This is a genomic window from Oceanobacillus luteolus, from assembly GCF_023715655.1.
In the GTDB taxonomy this organism is placed as follows: domain Bacteria; phylum Bacillota; class Bacilli; order Bacillales; family Amphibacillaceae; genus Oceanobacillus; species Oceanobacillus luteolus.
In genome coordinates, this window is sequence record NZ_JAMBON010000039.1 from 1 (window position 1) to 20,025 (window position 20,025).

The following is a 20,025-nucleotide window of genomic DNA, read 5'->3' on the forward strand; positions in this document are numbered from 1 at the left end:
AAATACTAAGAATCGGGCACTACAGTCAATGGCAAGCAGCAAAGCTGTGGCTGCTCTCACACTATGGTTTCAAATAATATTACTACTGGTCGAAAATATGCTTTTACACAGAATTATGGACTTGACTGTCTAATCGAACGTAAGCCTTTCTCGCGTCCGATTAGAAGTAGAATTATGATGTCTAATCGAACGTAAGCCTTTCTCGCGTTCGATTAGAAGTAGAATTATGATGTCTAATCGAACGTAAGCCTTTCTCGCGTCCGATTAGAAGTAGAATTATGATGTCTAATCGAACGTAAGCCTTTCTCGCGTCCGATTAGAAGTAGAATTATGATGGCCAATCGAACGTAAGCCTTTCTCGCGTCCGATTAGAAGTAGAATTATGATGTCTAATCGAACGTAAGCCGTTCTCTCGTTCGCTTAGAAGTAGTCTAATCGAACGTAAGCCATTCTCTCGTTCGCTTAGAAGTAGAATTATGATGTCTAATCGAACGTAAGCCGTTCTCACGTTTGATTAGAGGCAGAATTATAATGTTTAATCGAACATAAGCTGTTCTCTCGTTCGATAAGAAGTAGAATTATCAAGTTCTAATCAAACGTAAGCTTTTGTCACATACATTTAATTATGAATTTGTAAGTGGGAATAAACCTAAATTGAGATTAAATTTATTTCATTTCAACACCAGTTCCATGTAGCGTCTCACCTTGTCCCAGCATAGGCTATAGCATGTTCAAGGAGAGGAAGTGTACGTTTGGAACTGACCATTGCTCATTTACTCTATGGCTTGTTTACTTTGTTGATTATATTGACAATGATTTTCCGGAAAGGTGTCGTTTTACCGACTTTACTCGGAACCTTTATTATCGCGTGGGTATATAAGGGGAGTGTTGTTGGTGGATTTACGTCGATATTCCATGCGAATTTGGTTGCTGCGCAAGAGTTGTTCAGTATATTTTTAATCATTACGTTCATGCTGGCGCTCCTTCATTCTTTACGTGATTTAGGTGCGGATCGTAGGATGATTCAACCTATCCAGAAACTGATGGTGAATGGCCATATTTCGTTTTTCGTACTCGTCGCCGTCACTTATATTATTTCATTGTTTTTCTGGCCGACACCTGCCGTTCCATTAATCTGTGCTTTACTTGTTCCAGCAGCCATCCGAGCTGGATTACCTGCAATGACTGCCGCAGTTGCCATTGCACTCGCTGGACAGGGTATGGCACTATCCTCGGATTATATTGTGCAAGTGGCACCAAGTTTGTCTGCTACGGCTGCTGGGGTAGATGTCGAATCTATAGCTGATAAAGCGTTTGTCATGTCATGGATTTCTGGTGGAGTAGCGATTCTCTTAGCTTACTTATTGAACAGGAAATCCATCCGTTCTAAAGATGATCTACTAAATGAAAAAGATCAGAAAACGCTGCAGACTGCGGAAGAGTCTACAAATAAAGTGAGAACTGCTCATTTGACCACATGGAGTAAAATCTTTGCAATATTAGTTCCTTTATCTCTCCTTATCGTCGTTATTTATATGATGTACAATAAGTTGTTTGCCCAAAGTGGCGATTTGGTCGGGGGAGATGGTGCAGCTTTTGTTGGCGGTGTAGCGGTAATCCTGTTATTGCTGTCGACCGTCGCTTTTGGAAGGCATCATGCTTTAGATTACATTAGTAATCATATTACAGAAGGATTTGTGTTTGCTTTCAAAGCAATGGGGCCGGTTATTCCGATTGCAGATTTCTTTTTCTTAGGAAGTCCTGAGCTTTCTGGTAAGATACTAGGGGTAGAAGAAGGACCCGCGTTATTATTCGATTTGGTCACTGCCACTCAAGAATTCCTGCCGCAGAGTGCTTTACTGGCAGGGTTGAGTATACTGGTCATCGGTATCATCACAGGGCTGGATGGCTCGGGATTCTCGGGGCTGCCTCTTACAGGTGCTCTAGCAGCTTCCTTGGAAACGGCTTCCATCGATGCGTCCACCTTAGCGGCAATTGGACAAATGGGAGCAATCTGGACAGGTGGCGGAACAATTATTGCATGGTCGTCACTGATCGCCATTGCCGGTTTCTGTGGAGTGTCTGTCATGGATTTGGTCCGTAAAAACTTCTTCCCAGTCATGATCGGTTTAACCATCATGACATTCATTGCGGTGTTTTTTCTATAATAGTATCTAGAGTCATTCTGTTTGATTATAAAAACATCTGCTTTTCCTTTCATGTTTCATATGCTTCATGAAAAGAATGCCCCCTTTTGAAAATCCAAAAGGGGGCATTCTATTTCTTGTTAAATTTTAGTGTTTCTTTTCTTTGCACGCTGTTCCAATTGTGATTTAGGCTGTTGATCAGCCACATCCTCTGAATGGCCTTGTGGATTTACACTTGATCTTGCTTTTTTACCTTTATTCTTGGACAATTGCCACACCTCCAGTAATAGTGTTGCAATTTCATTATTTTATATGCATGGATTGTAGCCTTTTTCAATTTCCTCCCGCTAATCCATTCCAATAAAAATCAACTAATTCCTTTGCTAAATCTTCCACAGAATCAAATGAATTTTGATAGCTTTCATCCATTGAATTTTTGACGGTCAATAAATTTACAAAAACCAGCGTCGCAAGCCGTGGGTTGCATTTTCGGATTTCTCCCCGCTCCATGGATCTGGTTAGAGCGGATTCCAGTTCATTGTATAGCGCATCTTCGGCTTTTTTCATTTCTTCCATTTGCTCTTGTGATAGCGTAATTTTGGCTTCCTTCATGAATGTATTAATATCTATATCAACAGTAGCTTTCAAGTGTGCACTTGCAAATTGGAATAATTGTGTTTTTAAGGGTTCGTCAGTAGACAAGATCGCAGAGGATCTCTCTCGAATACGAACCATAAGTTTAATCATACTATCCATAAAGAGATCTGTTTTCGTTTTATAGTAATAATAAACAGTTGCTTTTGTGACATTGCATTTTTTGGCTACGTCATCCATTGATACATGCTGAAAGCCTTTTTCTAAAAATAGACCAGTAGCTGTATGCAATATTATTTCTTCCGTTGCCATCGCTCCTTGTTCCTTACGTGGACGGCCTAATGCACGTTGCTTTTTCTTCATCGTTCATCCATCTCCAAAATATTAATGTAAAATAATTATAACATATGAATTTTATGCTTGATTAATTAACTGTCGGGTATATATAATTATTGAGTACTTATTTTTTAAGTAGAGAGGAATGGAATTGTGAAAAATTTACTTAAGCGCTGGGGTGGCTTTGTTGCCGGTCTAAAAACACGCTGGCTTACGATTTTTATATGGATCATCTTAATAGTAGCTGTATCCTTCATTTGGCCACAAGTGAATGAGGAAGAGACAACAGATCAACAGTTGCTCCCCGATGATATGATGTCGGTTGAAGCGTCAAAAATCGCAGCTAAGGAATTTGCCGACGGCTCGGGAACTCCATTGCTGCTTGTATGGCATCGTGATGATGGGTTGGAGATGGAAGATTTTGAGCTCATTCAGGAGCTTTATCAAGATTTAGAGAATGAACCACTTGATAAGCAACAGACGATACCGCCATTTCACCAAATGCCAGTTGAAGCGTTGTTCGGGAGTGCTTCAGAAGATGGAGAAGCTCTAACTACTCCAATCTTTTTTGAAGGTGGAACAACAACGGATGAATATAGTGTCATCTTGGAGGATTTACGTGCACTGATTGAAGAACAGGCTGGAGAAGAGATTACAGAAAAGGACTTGGATGAATCAGGTCTTCATCTTCGTTTTTCCGGACCAGTTGGAATTCAGACAGATACCGTTTCTTTATTCAGCAACGCAGATATTGCATTATTGATTGCTACAGTTGTTATTGTATTTGCATTACTAATTATTTTATACCGTTCACCGATTCTAGCTCTGGTACCACTTGTTGCAGTGGGTATCGCTTATGGTGTCATCAGTCCACTACTCGGTTTCTTGGCAAGTAAGGGTTGGATTGAAGTAGATGCACAGGCGATTTCAATTATGACTGTATTGTTATTTGGTGCTGGGACAGATTACTGTTTATTCTTGATTTCCCGTTATCGAGATGAATTACGCCATGAAAGAGATAAATATGTCGCGCTGAAAAATGCGATGAGTGGTGTAGGTGGCGCAATTATGATGAGTTCTTCTTCAACAGTAATTGGTCTATTGTCACTTGCGCTTGGAATTTATGCATCATACTATCGTTTTGCTGTTCCTTTCAGTTTATCCATTTTTATCATGGGAATTGCAGCGCTTAGTGTTCTCCCGGCCATTTTGGCGTTACTTGGTCGATTCGCCTTTATTCCTTTTGTACCCCGACCTGAGGAAATGATTCAAGAAATGGAAGAGAAAAAAGGGAAGAAACTACGTCGTCCAAAAACAACGAATAAATTTGGTAATAAAATAGGCAGTTTGGTCACGAAAAAACCGTGGACTGTTATTCTTGTCACTTTAGTGATCCTTGGTGGATTAGCTGCGTTCGTGCCGAAAATCCAATACACGTACGCCTTGCTTGATTCATTCCCGGAAGATATGCCGTCTAGGGAAGGTTTCACCCTCATTTCTGAACATTACCCGCCAGGGGAAATTGCACCACTAGAGGTCATTGTTGATTCGAATGGGGAAGAAGTGGATTTAAAAGTTGAACTTGAAGAACATCCATTTGCTGAGATTGTATCGGATGCAGAAGAAGGTTCGGAAAACAGTGATATTAAGAAATGGGAAGTGACGCTTTCCATTGATCCATATTCTGCAGATGCAGTAGAGAGTATTCCTGATTTTAAAGAAATTGCGGCAGAGGCATTAGCAGCTGTGGATGTGACTGATGCAGAGGATCAAGTCTGGATAGGCGGGGAGACGGCAGGGCTCTATGATACTGACCAGGCAACTAGTCGAGATCAAAACGTTATTATGCCTGTACTTCTATTGATACTTGCAGTGATGCTTGTTATTTTCCTACGTTCTATCGTTGCGATGGTATACCTATTGTTTACGGTCATTTTATCTTACGCATCAGCCCTCGGACTTGGTTGGATCGTTCTTCATTATTTCTTTGACGTATCCGCCATCCAGGGGACGATTCCGCTTTACTCCTTTGTATTTTTAGTTGCACTTGGAATTGACTATAATATTTTCCTAGTGTCGAATCTATGGGATAACCGTAAGTCTATGCCATTGAAAGATGCAATTGCAAACAGTGTTTCTGTAACTGGTGGGGTAATCAGTTCTGCAGGACTCATCTTAGCGGGAACGTTTGCTGTCCTTGCAACCATGCCATTAGATGTCCTTGTCCACTTTGGGACAATTACGGCAATCGGTATTCTGCTCGATACATTCGTAGTAAGACCATTGCTTGTACCAGCACTAACTACTGTCATCGGCAGATTGTCATTTTGGCCAGGAAAACTATGGAAACTTAAAAATCATGAGACGTTGCATAAATGGTCTGGTAAAAGATGATATTATCTAGGAAAAAAACGTATTATCGCTTAGTTGGGAAAGTGAAATCTGTTCATGATTGATTAGCAAACTAAAGTTAGTCCGCAAGCAAACGTAAGAGAGTCTCACGTTTGAAGAGGAGCCTAGAGTTAGGTCGCAATCAAACGTAAGAGAGTCTCACGTTTGAAGAGGAGCCTAAAGTAAGCCGCAATCAAACGTAAGAAAGTCTCACATTTGAAGAGGAGCCTAGAGTTAGTCCGCAAGCAAACGTAAGAAAGTCTCACGTTTGAAGAGGAGCCTAGAGTTAGGTCGCAATCAAACGTAAGAGAGTCTCACGTTTGAAGAGGAGCCTAAAGTAAGGCCGCAAGCAAACGTAAGAGAGTCTCACGTTTGAAGAGGAGCCTAGAGTAAGTCCGCAATCAAACGTAAGAGAGTCTCACGTTTGAAGAGGAGCCTAAAGTAAGGCCGCAATCAAACGTAAGAAAGTCTCACATTTGATGAAGGTCCTAAATTTACGCTACAATCAAACGCAAGAAAATTTCACGTTCAATGAGGAGTCTAAAGTTAGGCCGCGATCGAACGTAAGAAAGTCACAATCGAGCGCAAGCCTGCTACCGTCAACTAGGTTGTATACGAAAAGACCTTCCTAGAGGAAGGTCTTTTGATTTTTTAAATAAACTTTTGTATCGGTGATCAATGAATGTGTTCTACTACATATCCTTCATCTTTCAAAATGGAAATGATATGAGGCTCTAAAATATAGTGAAGTGCTCCTACAATGACGAAATAGGTTTGGCCATCATCCTGCTCGAGGAATCCCACAATTTGTTCGGCCATATTATAATTTCGGTTATCGTTTAATGCTTCCATGAATGCTTCGTCTTCTTCAGTCATCTGTGCTTCCTCGGCTAATGCATCTTCCAGCATTTTGTCGGCATCGCCTTCCATATACGCTTGAAGTAATTCTTGCATACTTTCATTAAATTCTTCTGAACGGACTAATGATTCTTCTAACATTTGAATTTGATACTGCAGGGAAGCACTAGCCAATACATGAAATTGTTCTTCTGCTGTTTCAAGGGCGATGATTTCCTTTCCATCCTTTTCCGCCCTCGATAAGAAATATTCATCCACTCCTTCCGTGTAGCCTAATTCTTCCAGCAGCAATTGTTGCACGAACGAAGATAACAACCATGGTTGATAGGTTTTCATGAGGCCTAGTGGAATACCTTGCTCGGTGAAGAATGCATCTAACGCTTCATACGATTCTTCGGATAGATGATCTTCAATCGTCGTCCCATCTTGGAATGTTCCAAGCTCCATCATGATATTTTGCATTTCAATCGGATTCAGGTTGTTCAAATCAATTTCTGGAACGATGATGTCAGCTTCTTTATACGCATTTTCGATCGTTTCGTGCATAGGGAATAAATCTTCCGTTCCTACATGAATCGTTCCTTGTAGATAAACCGTTGTATCATCATTTTCCACTTTCCATAAAAATCCACCAGGGCCATCGGGACTACCGACGATTTCTGGCTCCACCCAGTGAACGGCAATATCAGCATCGATCAATTGTTCAATCGTTGCCTGCTGTTCGTCTCCGATATCTTCAGAAATGAAAATTTCCTCTAGAGCCTCTAGCTCGGTTAATGGGGATAGATCAGGAATCGCCGTCTCTGTTAGATGGATAATTTCTAGTTGATGTAGAAGCTCAAGACCTTCTAAATCGCTGATTTCTATTCCAGATAAATCAAGCTCCGTTAGTTCTTCAAAATCCTCTACAAATAATTCACCTTCTGGTTTGTTGATTTCTTCCCGTAAAACAGTTTCTAGTTGTGCATCTGTGAAATATACAGGCTCCTCATTTTGGCACGCAGCTAAGAAAAGCGCCATGAATAATAATAAAAGGAAAGATAATCGTCGTTTCAATTCCACACCTCATTTTAATATTCGTTCAGTGTTAAGTAGTACGACAAACTCTAACCCTAGGTTTCATACTTTACAATAAAATTTGGAAGAAGTAGAATTAGTTGGTTAATAGATTTGTGTATGACATAGAGAATGAAAGGTTAAAGGAGCGTATGAAGTGAACGGAGTAGCACACAGCGCAATCGGCGCTGGAACAGGATTTGTAATCGCTAATGTGTATGGAGCAGATCCAATGACAACATTAGTTTTAGTAAGTGCTGGGACGGTATCAGCTTTAATACCGGATTTAGATATAGGAGGTAAGCTGGCAAAGAAAATATCACTGTCAGATAAAATGCTTAAAAGTGTTGCAACGATTATCGGATTATTAATGATGGTTCTTTCGTTAGTCCAAGTTGGTCAGAATGAAAAATGGCTTGGATTCGTCATCGGAGGAGCGATTGTATTTTTTGCCCAAAAACTTTCTCAAAAGATTATGCTGATCCTTACTGGGATTGGTGTTGGGGTTCTAGGGTTCTTCTTAAGCAAATTATGGTTGTTATTGATCGGAATTTATATTGTCGGAGCCGCTTTATCATCGCACCGATCGTACACGCATTCTTTAATTGGTTTAGTATTCTTTGCTTATATCGCGCATCTTTTTGCAGTGGATATGAGTAATGATCTACTGTTTTATGCTTGCACTTTTGGGTATGCAAGTCATTTAATTGCCGATATGCGCATTTTTCCAGCGAATAGAAGAGGAATTAAACTGTTTTTGCCATTTAGCAAAATGGAGCTTTAACGGATATTTATAAATTAGAATAAATTTCACCCCCAAACTCGAGTGAATCTCGATTATAGTAGTGAGAAGGGGGGCAAGTTATGAAAAAAATTTGGGTTACTAATTAATGGAAGGTGAATTGCTGTGAACTTTACAGTGGTTTGCCTATTTTTTCATGGCATTTTCTATCCGTGAACTTGACCCCTTCATGAATAGAATTCCGAGTAATCCTTGATCTATCACTTGACTCATCAATGGAAATATTGACAACATACTTGACCCTGAACTTGACCCAAAACTTTACTATATATAAAGAGAAAGATAAATAAAAGAGAAGAGGAGGAGAACGCGCGCGAGGACTCTGTATTCAGTATAATGATGGTAGCTCATGATAAAGGGGGGAATGAAATTGAGTTTCTTCAGTGCAGAAATACTCTCCGGTATTATTACTGGTGTCATTGTTGGTTTAATCCTTTGGGGATTTCAATTAAGAAGAGAGAAAATATTACTTAAGCATCACTATGAGAGAGAAATATCCATCTTGAAAGAGAAATTGTATTTTGTGAATTATCGTGGAGATGCGTTTCGTGTATCTCACGTGATGTACTCTCAGCCCCTCTTTGTGGAGGAAATTATTGAGATTTTACAAGACCATCCTCTCGACTTGATGGAAAGATATGCCTACCATAACAAAGAACTCGCAGCATTGCTCCATGCATTTAAAAATAAATATTTGGAAGTTAGGAAAAATGCAGAGTTACTCGATGTCAAAACGAGTGATTATATTAGACACTACAATGCGAATAACGGGAAACCCTTAGCGGATGATGAGGCATACAAAATTTATTTTAGCGGGAAAATTTATGATTTGGATGAAGAAGAAATTCAAGTTTATCTCGATGATGTGCATATTAATAACGAACTGAGAAGTGTTTTTGTGAATTTCCGGGAAAAGCATTTCAGCTCGATCTCGCAGTATGTAGACTCAAGAAAAGAACTTATTGAATATGCCCAAGAGATAGAGAAAGCTGTAGTCCATAATCAACCCAATCCGTTTGATAAATAAGACCTAATTGTGATATAAGTGTAAAGGAGCAAAAAAATCTTTGCTTTTATTTTAGTTTTTCCTTGTATTGCTAATGAGAGGATTGAATATAGATGAAAGAGAATTTTTGGCGTGAATTACCACGACCGTTTTTTATCCTGGCGCCGATGGAGGATGTGACTGATGTTGTCTTCCGTCATGTCGTGAGTGAAGCGGCCAGACCAGATGTGTTTTTCACGGAATTCACCAATTCAGTGAGCTATTGTCATCCAGAGGGGAAAATGAGTGTACGTGGTCGTTTGACTTATACAGAGGATGAACAACCGATTGTCGCCCATATATGGGGAGACGAGCCGGAACATTTCAAGCAAATGAGCATCGGGATGGCAGAAGAAGGCTTTAAAGGTTTAGATATTAACATGGGTTGTCCTGTCCCTAATGTGGCAGGCAAAGGAAAAGGATGTGGCCTTATACGCCGTCCGGAAGTTGCCGCTGAGCTTATCCAAGCTGCAAAAGCGGGAGGATTACCAGTTAGTGTAAAGACACGCCTCGGCTATACTCAAGTTGACGAGTGGCGCGACTGGCTGACACATGTGTTGAAACAGGATATCGTGAATCTTTCCATCCATCTACGTACGAAGAAGGAAATGAGTAACTATCCAGCACACTGGGAACTCATCCCGGAAATCAAGAAACTGCGGGACGAGATAGCTCCGGATACCTTACTTACGATTAATGGGGATATTCCAGATCGACAAACTGGTTTGGAACTTGCTGAAAAGTATGGTGTGGATGGCATTATGATTGGCCGTGGAATTTTCAAAAATCCATTTGCTTTTGAAAAAGAAAAGAAAGAGCACACCAGTAAAGAACTGCTTGATTTGTTAAGATTGCACTTGGATCTATTTGACAAGTATTCCGCAATGGAAGATCGTCCATTCAAACCACTACGACGCTTTTTCAAAATTTATGTCCGTGGTATTCGCGGCGCTAGCGTGCTAAGACATGAATTGATGAGCACAGAAACTACAGATGAAGTGCGTGCATTATTGGATGAGTTTGAACGTCAACATGCGGACGTATTGGAAGAGACGAGGAGGGGATAACATGGCAAAGCATAGAATTTATACGATGAGTTTTGCAAGTGTATATCCTCACTATATTACGAAGGCGGAGAAAAAAGGCCGTACGAAAGAAGAAGTCGATGAAATCATCCGTTGGTTGACCGGATATAGTCAAGAAGAGCTGGAAACGGAAATAGAAAAGAAAACAAATTTTGAAGACTTCTTCGCTCAAGCTCCAAAGTTGAATCCATCCCGGTCGTTGATTACAGGTGTGATTTGTGGTGTTCGAGTGGAGGAAATTGAAGACCCACTAATGAAGGAAATACGCTACATGGACAAGTTGATTGACGAACTGGCAAAAGGAAAAGCGATGGAGAAAATTTTGAGGACATCGTAAGAGAGGACTTCTGAAAAACGTATATAAGAAAAGGCTTAGAATTCAAATTCTAAGCCTTTCTTTTATCATTTTTACAAGAGACTCTAATTATCTAATCCCTTCATTCTCCAGAAACTGTCGAGCGACATCCTCTGCACTTTTTCCTTCGATAGCTACTTGATAATTCATTTCCCGCATTTGATCATCCGTGATTTTACCGGCTAATTGATTTAAAATTCCCTCCAGTTCTGGATATTCCTCGAGCGTTTCCTTCCTTAAAAGCGGAGCGCCTTGATACGGTGGGAATAATTCAAGGTCGTCTTCTAATACGGTAAGATTATAACGTCTGAGCTCACTATCCGTGGAGTAGGCATCCAATAGATTAATATCATCCTGTTCGATTGCCGTATAACGTAATTTCGGCTCCATCGTTACAAGATTTGGAAATTCCAATTCATATAAATCTTGAATACCGAGATATCCGTCTTGCCGATCGGTAAATTCCAAAGTGAATCCAGCTTTGACTTCTTCTTCTAGACCATGCAGATCGGAAATCTTTTCTACATTGTGCTCCTCAACAAAGGATTGTGATACAGCCAATGCATACGTATTATTGAATTCCATCGGTTCCAATAGAACGAGGTCATATCTTTCGAGTAGTCCGTCTTTCGCTTGTTCATAGACTTCTTGTCTATCCGTACTAAGTGAGGTTTCTTCTAAAAATTGTGTAACAATTGTTCCAGTAAACTCTGGATAAATATCTATGCTTTCAGATTCAAGTGCATTAAACAGAAAAGTTGTTTTACCAAGACTAGGTTCTAGTTCAACTTGTAAATCTGTCTCGTCCTCAATTAAAATTTTGTACATATTAATCAAGATCTCCGGTTCGGATCCCAACTTCCCGCCAATGACGATGGTGTCCTGATTACTATTGAATAAGTTCGGAATGACTGATATTCCAATCGTTATAACAACAATGGTTGCTGTAGCGACAAGAGTTTTCTTGTAAGAAAGTTTTTGCATTCCCCGTAATATCACATCAAAAAGAATAGCCAATAGCGCTGCAGGTATAGCTCCGAGCAAAATGAGTGCTGAATTATTACGATCAATTCCAAGTAAGATGATATCCCCTAATCCACCAGCCCCGATTAAAGCTGCAAGGGTTGCTGTTCCGATAATGAGTACCATCGCTGTCCGTATCCCTGCCATAATTACTGGCATTGCAAGGGGGAGTTCTACTTTCCACAGTCTTTTCCTAGCATTCATTCCCATAGCCATAGCAGCCTCAATTAAAGACGCATCGACTTCCTTAATACCCGTGTAGGTGTTGCGGAGGATAGGAAGCAGCGCATAAATCACTAATGCAATGATTGCTGGTACTTTACCGATCCCCAGTAAAGGAATTAATAGACCTAATAATGCCAATGAAGGAATGGTCTGTAAAACTGCAGTGATGCCGATGATACTTTCTGAGAGTTTCTCTTTTTTCGTAAGATAGATTCCCAGAGGCACAGCAATGAGTACTGCGAAAAATAGGGCGATGAACGATATTTCAATATGCTCTATCAATGCTTGAAAGAGGTCTTGCTTTCGATTTTGCAACTCCTGTATCAGATTATTCACGGCCATTTCCCCCTTTATTTACATGTTGGGAGAAATATTGAATCATAATTTGTCTGTCAACCTTACCAACTGGAACTCCATTTTTTTCAACGATTATTTCGACATGTTCGGTTAGTTTCGCTAAAACTTCCTCCATCGTTGCTGTGGCAGAGATGGAAGCTGTCCCAGGTTCCGTATGATTCAGAGGCTGCGTATACTTATCTAGGTTAAAATCAAAATTCGCATGTGCGCTATTGCCCACAAAATCCCTGACAAAGTCATTGGTCGGATGGTTGATCAATTCCTCAGGTGTACCTAGCTGGATAATTTCCCCTTGGTTCATTAATGCAATCCGATCAGCAAGTTTCACTGCTTCTTTCATATCGTGTGTGACAAATACGATTGTTTTCTTGATCGATTGTTGGAGATGAATGATATCTTCCTGCAGTTTTTCACGACTGAGCGGGTCGAGGGCACTGAATGGTTCGTCCATTAAAATGATTTCTGGGTCGGCAGCTAAAGCACGTATGACACCAACTCGTTGTTGCTCACCGCCTGAAAGCTCATTAGGCTTTCGATTCCGATATGTATCAGGGTCCAATCCAACCATATCCAACAATTCAGTTACCCGATGATGAATTTTTTCTTTGCTCCATTGTTTCAATTCCGGAACAATCGCGATATTTTCTTCAATTGTCATATGTGGAAATAGAGCGATCTGCTGCAGGACGTATCCGATATTCCAGCGCAGTTCATCAATTTGATATTCACTTATTTTTTTCTCGTTGATGGTGATTGCTCCATTAGTCAAAGGAATGAGGCGGTTGATCATTTTTAACGTAGTTGTCTTGCCGCATCCACTGGGGCCGATCAGCACAAAAAATTCGCCTTTTTCAATGGTGAAGTTTAATGCGTTGACAGCAATTGTTTCGTCATATTGCTTGGAAACATTTTTAAATGTAATCATTAGTGTAATTAATCCCTTCTGTACGTTTGTTGGTTATCTTCATTACAGTGTAGTATTGGTAGAATAAAAGCTCAATAAATAAGTACGCGGCGGTGATATGTATTGCTCTCCATTTTTGTTTATGAAGTCTCTCCATCCTTCAACATACTCTATTCCTCTTTTTCGAATTTTTAATACTTATTTTGATATTTTTTTTAAGAAAATTTTCGGAGTTGCATCTTTTTTATGAAGTAAATCGTCTATGTCTACAAATTCTTATGGAATATAGGGAATATGATAAACCATCTTGTTATAATGATAGATAGAAAGGATAGACTGAAAAGTAATTTAGTAATGGAGGTATCATGATGGCAACGATTGAAGATTTTATGAAGTTGGATATTCGAATTGGTACAGTCATTAAAGCAGAGCCTTTTCCGGAGGCAAGGAAGCCTGCAATCAAGTTGGAGATTGATTTTGGTGAAATTGGTATCAAACAATCCTCGGCACAAATTACAAATAGGTACAAACCTGAACAATTAATCGGCAATCAAGTGGTCGCAGTAGTAAACTTCCCGCCGAGAAGAATCGCAGGGTTCAAATCGGAAGTATTGGTGATCGGAGGCGTCCCGGAAGAGGGAGATGTCGTGTTGTTGAAGCCAGATCAACCTGTTGAGAATGGGACAACAATCTCATAAACAGAATCAAAAGGGGGCTTTCTAGTTGTGGAGGGCCCTTTTTTATATGTGGAATTGCTGACTGGAAAAAATTCTCTAATCCATCGAATGAAACTTTTTACCTGTCTGATCCGTATATAGACTATAGGAAAGTGAGGGATCGTGATGAAAAAATATACTCTACTATTACTACTAGCTTTTATTGGGTGCTTTCTACTTCCTGTCCATGCTTTTGCTGTAGACTTTAGTATAGAAGAAACGAAAATTGATGCATTTTTGCAAGAGAACGGTATGGTGCACGTAACGGAACTTCACACATACGAATTTGACGGAGATTTTAATGGGATAACGCGCGGTTTAATAACCTAAGAAAGGGGCTGCTATTACCGATTTTAATGCCCAAGAAAATGGGAAGCAGCTTGAAGTGGAAAAGGAAGATGCAACTTATATCATTCACCGGCCTGGTGAAGATGAGACGATAACGATTGAACTTAGCTATATTATTGAAAATGGCGTTGAAGTGTACGAGGATATGGCACAATTTTATTGGCCGTTTTTTGATTCAAATAATGAAACAGATTACGAAAATATGACGATAACCGTCCACCCGCCAAAGACAACGAGCGACGTCATCGCTTATGGATATCATTCGGCATACGGAACGGAAAAGATTGAAAATGATGGAGTCGTTATTTTTGAAATGGGATTAGTAGAGGGTGGAGAAAAGGGGAATATTCGTGTTGCTTATGACAGAGACATATTTTCTGCTGCCTCCGTTACGCATAACGAAACCATCCGTGATAAACTTTTGCATGAACAACAAGAACTAGCAGATAAAGAAGCAGACTTTTTAAATGCACAGAAGAATTGGGAAAATGTAGCCATAATAGTCATTAGTGTGCTCAGTCTATATTTCCTACTATTACTTTTTTATGCTTGGAGGAAAAGACAGGCGACTCTTTTGGAGGCGGAGCGGCAAACTCCGGCCAGATCGATAGTACCTAAAGAAGTGATGAGTATGCCAGCGACGATTTATTATTTCCGTCATTTTACGACTGGTTTAGGTGACTTGCTGACCATCGGAATGATGGATTTAGTAAGGAAAGGGAATATTGAAATACGTGGTGATGACACCTATCATCTAATCAACAAGCAAACAGAGCATAAACATGAGGGTCAGCTGATTCATCTCTTGTTTAGAAAGTTGGCTGAAAAAGGAACGTTTTCATTCGAACAACTGGAATCATTGTTGAAAAGCTCCAGTAATCAGCAAATGTTTCGTACCGAATTAGCCAAGTATCAAGGTTTGATTATGCAGGAAGTCAAATCTCATCAATTGTTCAATCAACATGCGAAACTTCGTTGGTTTACAGGAGTAGTAAGCCTGTTATTCATACCATTGATGATTGTACTTGGAATCTATGAATTATACATGTGGCTTTTCATCAGTTTAGCTTTAATGGTCGTCTTACTTACATTTGCTTTTATATTCAAGACCAGAACAGTGAAAGGACAAATCATTAAGCAAGAATGGGACCATTTTAAGAATCATTTCAGCGGACTGGAATCCAGTAGCTGGTACACGTTGTCAGATGATGACAAAGAGCGTGCGCTTATCTTCACGACAGGAATCAATGATAAGAAATTGGCCGAGAAAAATCGGTTTTTAATTAATAATCAGAAGGATGATCAAGAAGAGTCCGACGAACTATTATTTTTAATGTTAGCACTTTCCACTACAGCACACTTGAATTTCGGAGCGGCAACCCAAACATATGCTGAATCAGGAAGTGGTAGTACGTCATATTCGGGCACAGGTACAGGTGTTGGCGGAGGTGGCGGTGGATCTGGTGCATTTTGATTTTCATTTGATTATAAGATAGATAAAACAACCCTCCAGCTGCTAGAAAAGCCGGAGGGTTAATTGTTATTCCTGTTCTTTATGGTGAAACGGACATTTCCCTTTAATCGGCTCAATATCATCCCCGATAAAAAACTGCTTCCATTCATGATGAGTCGGGTCTCCGTAATGCCCGATGTCAGGATGCTTTGGCAACTGATCCCACATCTCTACCCGTTTGCGGACTTGCTCTCTGGACATCACTCCTGTCCGCTCTGTACCTTCCAACCCTTTAAAGATTCTTCGCGGCTGGAAGCCAAGTACCATTGCATTGCCTAAATCCCTAGTTTTTCGTTTTTTATATGCTGGTGCATTTCCAAATACGAAAATCGGCTCACCGTGAAAATGAAAATCCCATAGATAATGGTCAGGATCACGTGGCGAGTCTTCAGGCCAGCTCACCTCATCAACATTGTGCAAGTATTGGAGAATCTCCCAAAATTGCTTCCGATAATCATCCAGTTGTCCTTCTGTATCCAATGGCTCGACAAATACAAATAATCCATGGCGTTTGGCATCGGGTTCTTGAAATAGCTTCAGGAAATTTATTAAAGCGGAGGGTAAGTTACTCCAATCATCTTGTGTTACGTATGCATAGCGCAGTTCTCCTTTAAGCTCGCCGCGCATACCGAAAAAACATGGAAATGTTTTATCTGTAACGGTTTGATGAAACGTTTGATATTCCTTATATAACCATTCGGGTAAGTCGTTGCGGGTATGGAAGTCTTCCTTGGTTAGTAGACTCTGTTCTTTTGTTTTCATCTTTTCTCCTCCACTATTGTAGTAAATTTGGGGTGTAATAAAATATCTACCCAATACATAAAACGATTAAACGGCGTGGTTGCAAGGAGAAGAGAGTCCTGATAATGAATTTTTACTAATTGACAGACTAGTACGAGTAAATTAAAATATAAAATAAATATTGCTATAATAATTTATTTTTAGAAAATTTGGCGATGAATCTAGGAGTTGAAGATGGAGAAAGGACTGGTGTAATCATGAGAAGCAGCACAATAGCTGAAGCCGTCCACCGTACCGCAGCACGGATACCACACCGGACAGCAATTGTATTTGATGAGAGGGAATGGAGTTACCAGGAACTGGACAAGGCAATCACTTTGATATCGCTTGGATTACAGGAACAGGGAGTGGAAAAAGGGGATCGCATCGCTGCATACGGGAGGAACTCCGATTTATATGTATTGTTATTCTTCGCTGCAGTAAAGATAGGAGCCATTCATGTTCCTGTGAATTTCCAATTGAAGGCAGGAGAACTTGACTATATTCTGACTGATTCTGATCCTGTGCTCATCATCGCCGATCGGGAACTTACCGATGAAATTAAACGGACGTCAGCCAACAGCCACCGCAGGGTGTTGCAATTTGAAGAAGAAATACTAACTTGGGCCCTTAGTGAAGAGCATCATCCTATGGAGAGAGATGAATTTGATGTCGATGATACAGATGTCGCTCAACTGCTTTATACATCAGGTACCACATCGGCGCCAAAAGGTGCAATTATGACTCACCGAGCGTTAATGTACCACTATATGAGCTGTATTCAAGGCTTGGATATTAAGGAGTCAGATCGGGCACTTCATAGTCTACCTTTGTACCACTCGGCACAGATGCATGTGTTTATGTTGCCGGCATTGCTTGTCGGTGGATGGAATAAAGTCCTACCAGCACCAATACCTGATGTTGTCCTTAAGACGATGGAAGAAGATGAGATTACATCCTTTTTCGCCGCACCGACTGTTTGGGTGTCGTTGGCGAATCATCCGGAATTGACTGCTTGGAATCTTGGAAAGCTGCGAAAGGCTTACTACGGTGCTTCGATTATGCCTGGACCGATTCTGGAAAGGCTGCAAAATCATCTGCCTGAACTAGGTTTCTATAATGTGTTTGGACAATCCGAGATGGGTCCTGCATGTACCGTTCTGCGCCCTGAAGAACATGCGGAACACCCTGGATCTGCAGGGAGACCATTATTGTTTGTCGAGGCTCAAGTAGTGGATTCCGAGGGAAATCGTGTGCCACCGGGTGAACTGGGTGAAATTGTCTATCGTTCGCCACAATTATGTCTTGGATACTGGAACAAACCTGAAGCGACTGCTGAAGCTTTTTCCGGAGGTTGGTTCCATTCTGGAGATCTTGTGAAACAGGATGAGGATGGTTACATCGAGGTAATTGATAGAGTGAAGGATGTCATTAATACAGGAGGTGTACTCGTCGCTTCCCGTGAAATCGAGGACTGCATTTACAAACTGCCTCAAGTCGCTGAAGTCGCAGCTGTTGGGGTTCCTGATGAAAAGTGGATCGAAGCAGTAGCAGTATTTGTCGTTGTGAAAAGCCCGATAACCCCAGACGAGATCATTCAACATGTAAAGGATAATCTGGCTAACTTCAAAGTACCGAAGCGGGTTGAAATTGTCGAGGAACTGCCACGCAATGCCAGCGGAAAAATCCTGAAACGGCAACTTCGTGAAGCTGCTCGTATAAGATGAATATATAGTAGAATCAAAAAAATGCGCCAGTCGTTTGTGACCGGCGCATTCCTTAACCTTATCCATCACTAGAAGTGAGCTGGACAAGATAGGAACTGATTTTTTTAATTTTGGCGGTTTTACTAAATCCAGTGAATTGATAAACATCACAAAAAGCATAAGATTGGCCTTGCTGATATGAAAACATGCCGTTTACAGAAGCAGAATTTCCATGCGTAATGATATTGTCAATCTGCAGAGTTTTAACATGATTTACATTCATCTGCTCAAGTTCAAATTTAACTTCGTCTATTCCTTTTAACTGTTTTTGACCGATAATGTCCCAACTGATCTGTTCATGAAGCTGATCCAGACAGAACTCTATTTCATTTTTAGCAAGACTGATGGTGTAATCTTTAAGCAACAATTTTTTTGGAGCGTTTCCGCAATTCTCGGCACAGTGAACGGTTATGCTTTCAACAAGTGTGTCCATTGTTTGTCTCCTTTAAAGAATCATTAATTTTTTCGGGAACGATGTCAGAACTTCAGCTTTTCCATCTTCATTAATATACACATTATCTTCAATTCTTACGCCACCAAACCCTGGTATATAAATACCCGGTTCGATGGTGAATAAGAGACCAGGCTCAGCGATATCTTCATTCTTCTCATGTACAGACGGTTCCTCATGGACGTTCATTCCAAGACCGTGACCGATACGGTTGTTGAAATACTCGCCATATCCACTATCTTGGATCACTTTACGGGCAGGAATGTCAAAGTTCTTAAGTGGAACTCCTGCTTGAACTGCGTCAATTCCTGTATTTGTAGATTGGAGTACGATGTTGTAAATTTCTTTTTGTTTCTCAGATGCTTCACCAATCACAAACGTCCTTGTAATATCGGAGCAATATCCATCCTTTATGACACCGAAATCAATCAGAAGGAAGTCTCCATGATTAATGGTTCTATCTCCTGGTGTACCATGCGGTAATGCCGACTTTTCACCAGCAAGAACAATCGTCGAGAAGGATGGACCGTCAGCACCAAATTTTCTCATCAATAATTCCAGCTCTCCAACAAGCTCAGACTCGGTCATTCCAACTTTAACTTTTTTAATTCCTTCTTCCAGTACTTTTTCAATTATATCGATGGCAAGCTGCATTTTCTCAACTTCAGAACGAGACTTCTTCTTTCGAGCTGAATCGATGAAAGGCTGAACATCCGTAAAAGCAGCTTCTGGGAAAATCTGTTGAAATGCTTCGTAGCGAAACACATTAACGGCTTTCTTCTCTAGTCCAACTTTTACAACGCCACTACTCGTATGTTGCTGTAATACTTCGAATGGATTCTGTTCATCTGAAATTGGGATGATATTCTCGATAATCGAGCTTTCTGCGGCCATATCTTTATCCAATGCTGGTACGAATAGTATCCATTGATCACTTTTTCCATCACGGACTAACGCAAGGAATCTTTCATGTGGTTCGGAAAGAAAACCAGTGTAATAAAAAACATTCGTTGGATCTGTAATCATTGCTAATTCAATATTTTCTTTTTGTAAATAATTCTGTAGTGCATTCAATCTATTTTGATTTTCCATTTAATAACTCCTTTTGGTAAGTGTTCGAATAAATGAACTCGTGTATTAATAGACTATTATATCTATTTGTTTTCTTTATATCCATTTTACGTGTATTTTTTGGAGCATTCAAGGTTAAAGCCATATGAAGGGCAGAAGGACAGTTTAATAACTATATTAGACAAGAGTAGGGTCAATTTAT

The 20,025-nt window shown here is 40.3% G+C and carries 18 protein-coding genes; 10 read left to right on the forward strand and 8 right to left on the reverse strand.

Annotated features, from left to right (window positions below):
- Nucleotides 1–752 precede the first annotated feature (752 nt).
- Complete coding sequence (locus tag M3210_RS16450) at nt 753–2,168, forward strand: hypothetical protein (RefSeq protein ID WP_251516676.1); 1,416 nt, start codon at nt 753–755, stop codon at nt 2,166–2,168.
- Between the two features lie 119 nt (nt 2,169–2,287).
- Here the strand turns inward: M3210_RS16450 and sspL are convergent, their stop codons facing one another.
- Together sspL and M3210_RS16460 are read right to left on the reverse strand one after the other, a co-directional pair.
- Nucleotides 2,288–2,416, reverse strand: a complete 129-nt coding sequence (gene sspL, locus M3210_RS16455; RefSeq protein ID WP_251516679.1) for a small, acid-soluble spore protein L — start codon at nt 2,414–2,416, stop codon at nt 2,288–2,290.
- 64 nt (nt 2,417–2,480) lie between these two features.
- Nucleotides 2,481–3,104 carry a TetR/AcrR family transcriptional regulator gene (locus M3210_RS16460; RefSeq protein ID WP_251516686.1) on the reverse strand — a complete coding sequence of 208 codons (624 nt, stop codon included), beginning with the start codon at nt 3,102–3,104 and terminating at the stop codon, nt 2,481–2,483.
- A gap of 123 nt (nt 3,105–3,227) precedes the next feature.
- On the opposite strand from M3210_RS16460, the gene M3210_RS16465 reads away from it, so the two are divergent.
- Nucleotides 3,228–5,471 (forward strand): MMPL family transporter, encoded by a 2,244-nt coding sequence (locus tag M3210_RS16465; RefSeq protein ID WP_251516743.1) that lies wholly within the window; start codon nt 3,228–3,230, stop codon nt 5,469–5,471.
- A gap of 672 nt (nt 5,472–6,143) precedes the next feature.
- Here M3210_RS16465 and M3210_RS16470 read toward each other — a convergent pair.
- Nucleotides 6,144–7,382 carry a TraB/GumN family protein gene (locus M3210_RS16470; protein WP_251516688.1) on the reverse strand — a complete coding sequence of 413 codons (1,239 nt, stop codon included), beginning with the start codon at nt 7,380–7,382 and terminating at the stop codon, nt 6,144–6,146.
- A gap of 157 nt (nt 7,383–7,539) precedes the next feature.
- Here M3210_RS16470 and M3210_RS16475 point away from each other — a divergent pair, with 157 nt between their 5' ends.
- The 4 genes from M3210_RS16475 to M3210_RS16490 all read left to right on the forward strand — a co-directional run bounded on the left by M3210_RS16475 (nt 7,540) and on the right by M3210_RS16490 (nt 10,651).
- Nucleotides 7,540–8,166: a metal-dependent hydrolase gene (locus M3210_RS16475; RefSeq protein ID WP_251516690.1), complete on the forward strand. Its 627-nt coding sequence runs from the start codon at nt 7,540–7,542 to the stop codon at nt 8,164–8,166.
- A gap of 388 nt (nt 8,167–8,554) precedes the next feature.
- The gene (locus tag M3210_RS16480) at nt 8,555–9,211 is read left to right on the forward strand and encodes a hypothetical protein (RefSeq protein ID WP_251516693.1); all 657 of its coding nucleotides are present in this window, start codon (nt 8,555–8,557) and stop codon (nt 9,209–9,211) included.
- 92 nt (nt 9,212–9,303) lie between these two features.
- Entirely contained in the window at nt 9,304–10,296 is a 993-nt protein-coding gene (locus tag M3210_RS16485; RefSeq protein ID WP_251516695.1) for a tRNA dihydrouridine synthase, read from the forward strand.
- A gap of 1 nt (nt 10,297) precedes the next feature.
- Nucleotides 10,298–10,651: a DUF2200 domain-containing protein gene (locus tag M3210_RS16490; protein WP_251516697.1), complete on the forward strand. Its 354-nt coding sequence runs from the start codon at nt 10,298–10,300 to the stop codon at nt 10,649–10,651.
- Nucleotides 10,652–10,738: 87 nt separating this feature from the next.
- Here M3210_RS16490 and M3210_RS16495 read toward each other — a convergent pair whose 3' ends face one another.
- Together M3210_RS16495 and M3210_RS16500 are read right to left on the reverse strand one after the other, a co-directional pair.
- On the reverse strand, nt 10,739–12,253 hold the full coding sequence (locus M3210_RS16495; RefSeq protein ID WP_251516698.1) for an ABC transporter permease/substrate-binding protein: 1,515 nt from the start codon (nt 12,251–12,253) through the stop codon (nt 10,739–10,741).
- Nucleotides 12,246–13,199, reverse strand: a complete 954-nt coding sequence (locus tag M3210_RS16500; protein ID WP_251516700.1) for an ABC transporter ATP-binding protein — start codon at nt 13,197–13,199, stop codon at nt 12,246–12,248. The genes M3210_RS16495 and M3210_RS16500 overlap by 8 nt, the downstream gene beginning before the upstream one ends.
- 347 nt (nt 13,200–13,546) lie before the next feature.
- Here M3210_RS16500 and csaA point away from each other — a divergent pair, with 347 nt between their 5' ends.
- The 3 genes from csaA (at nt 13,547) to M3210_RS16515 (ending at nt 15,716) form a co-directional block, all read left to right on the forward strand.
- The gene (gene csaA / locus M3210_RS16505) at nt 13,547–13,876 is read left to right on the forward strand and encodes a chaperone CsaA (protein WP_251516702.1); all 330 of its coding nucleotides are present in this window, start codon (nt 13,547–13,549) and stop codon (nt 13,874–13,876) included.
- A 144-nt stretch (nt 13,877–14,020) separates the two neighbouring features.
- Nucleotides 14,021–14,224, forward strand: coding sequence for a DUF2207 domain-containing protein (locus M3210_RS16510; protein ID WP_251516704.1), 204 nt, complete (start codon nt 14,021–14,023; stop codon nt 14,222–14,224).
- 13 nt (nt 14,225–14,237) lie between these two features.
- The gene (locus M3210_RS16515; protein WP_349774375.1) at nt 14,238–15,716 is read left to right on the forward strand and encodes a DUF2207 family protein; all 1,479 of its coding nucleotides are present in this window, start codon (nt 14,238–14,240) and stop codon (nt 15,714–15,716) included.
- A gap of 66 nt (nt 15,717–15,782) precedes the next feature.
- On the opposite strand, the gene M3210_RS16520 is transcribed toward M3210_RS16515, so the two are convergent.
- Nucleotides 15,783–16,517, reverse strand: coding sequence for a YqcI/YcgG family protein (locus M3210_RS16520; protein WP_251516707.1), 735 nt, complete (start codon nt 16,515–16,517; stop codon nt 15,783–15,785).
- 194 nt (nt 16,518–16,711) lie between these two features.
- Between M3210_RS16520 and M3210_RS16525 the strand changes: the two genes are divergently transcribed.
- Entirely contained in the window at nt 16,712–18,262 is a 1,551-nt protein-coding gene (locus M3210_RS16525; RefSeq protein ID WP_251516709.1) for a fatty acyl-CoA synthetase, read from the forward strand.
- Between the two features lie 58 nt (nt 18,263–18,320).
- Here the strand turns inward: M3210_RS16525 and M3210_RS16530 are convergent, their stop codons facing one another.
- Both M3210_RS16530 and M3210_RS16535 read right to left on the reverse strand, forming a co-directional pair.
- Complete coding sequence (locus M3210_RS16530; protein WP_251516711.1) at nt 18,321–18,734, reverse strand: hypothetical protein; 414 nt, start codon at nt 18,732–18,734, stop codon at nt 18,321–18,323.
- Between the two features lie 12 nt (nt 18,735–18,746).
- Complete coding sequence (locus tag M3210_RS16535) at nt 18,747–19,844, reverse strand: M24 family metallopeptidase (RefSeq protein ID WP_251516712.1); 1,098 nt, start codon at nt 19,842–19,844, stop codon at nt 18,747–18,749.
- Between the last annotated feature and the right edge of the window lie 181 nt (nt 19,845–20,025).

Excerpts from the sequence above, each read along its gene's own strand:
- M3210_RS16460 (WP_251516686.1), bottom strand. The coding sequence starts at position 3,104 with ATGAAGAAAAAGCAACGTGCATTAGGCCGTCCACGTAAGGAACAAGGA.
- M3210_RS16485 (WP_251516695.1), top strand. The coding sequence starts at position 9,304 with ATGAAAGAGAATTTTTGGCGTGAATTACCACGACCGTTTTTTATCCTG.
- M3210_RS16490 (WP_251516697.1), top strand. The coding sequence starts at position 10,298 with ATGGCAAAGCATAGAATTTATACGATGAGTTTTGCAAGTGTATATCCT.
- M3210_RS16500 (WP_251516700.1), bottom strand. The coding sequence starts at position 13,199 with ATGATTACATTTAAAAATGTTTCCAAGCAATATGACGAAACAATTGCT.
- csaA (WP_251516702.1), top strand. The coding sequence starts at position 13,547 with ATGGCAACGATTGAAGATTTTATGAAGTTGGATATTCGAATTGGTACA.
- M3210_RS16510 (WP_251516704.1), top strand. The coding sequence starts at position 14,021 with ATGAAAAAATATACTCTACTATTACTACTAGCTTTTATTGGGTGCTTT.
- M3210_RS16520 (WP_251516707.1), bottom strand. The coding sequence starts at position 16,517 with ATGAAAACAAAAGAACAGAGTCTACTAACCAAGGAAGACTTCCATACC.
- M3210_RS16525 (WP_251516709.1), top strand. The coding sequence starts at position 16,712 with ATGAATCTAGGAGTTGAAGATGGAGAAAGGACTGGTGTAATCATGAGA.
- M3210_RS16530 (WP_251516711.1), bottom strand. The coding sequence starts at position 18,734 with ATGGACACACTTGTTGAAAGCATAACCGTTCACTGTGCCGAGAATTGC.
- M3210_RS16535 (WP_251516712.1), bottom strand. The coding sequence starts at position 19,844 with ATGGAAAATCAAAATAGATTGAATGCACTACAGAATTATTTACAAAAA.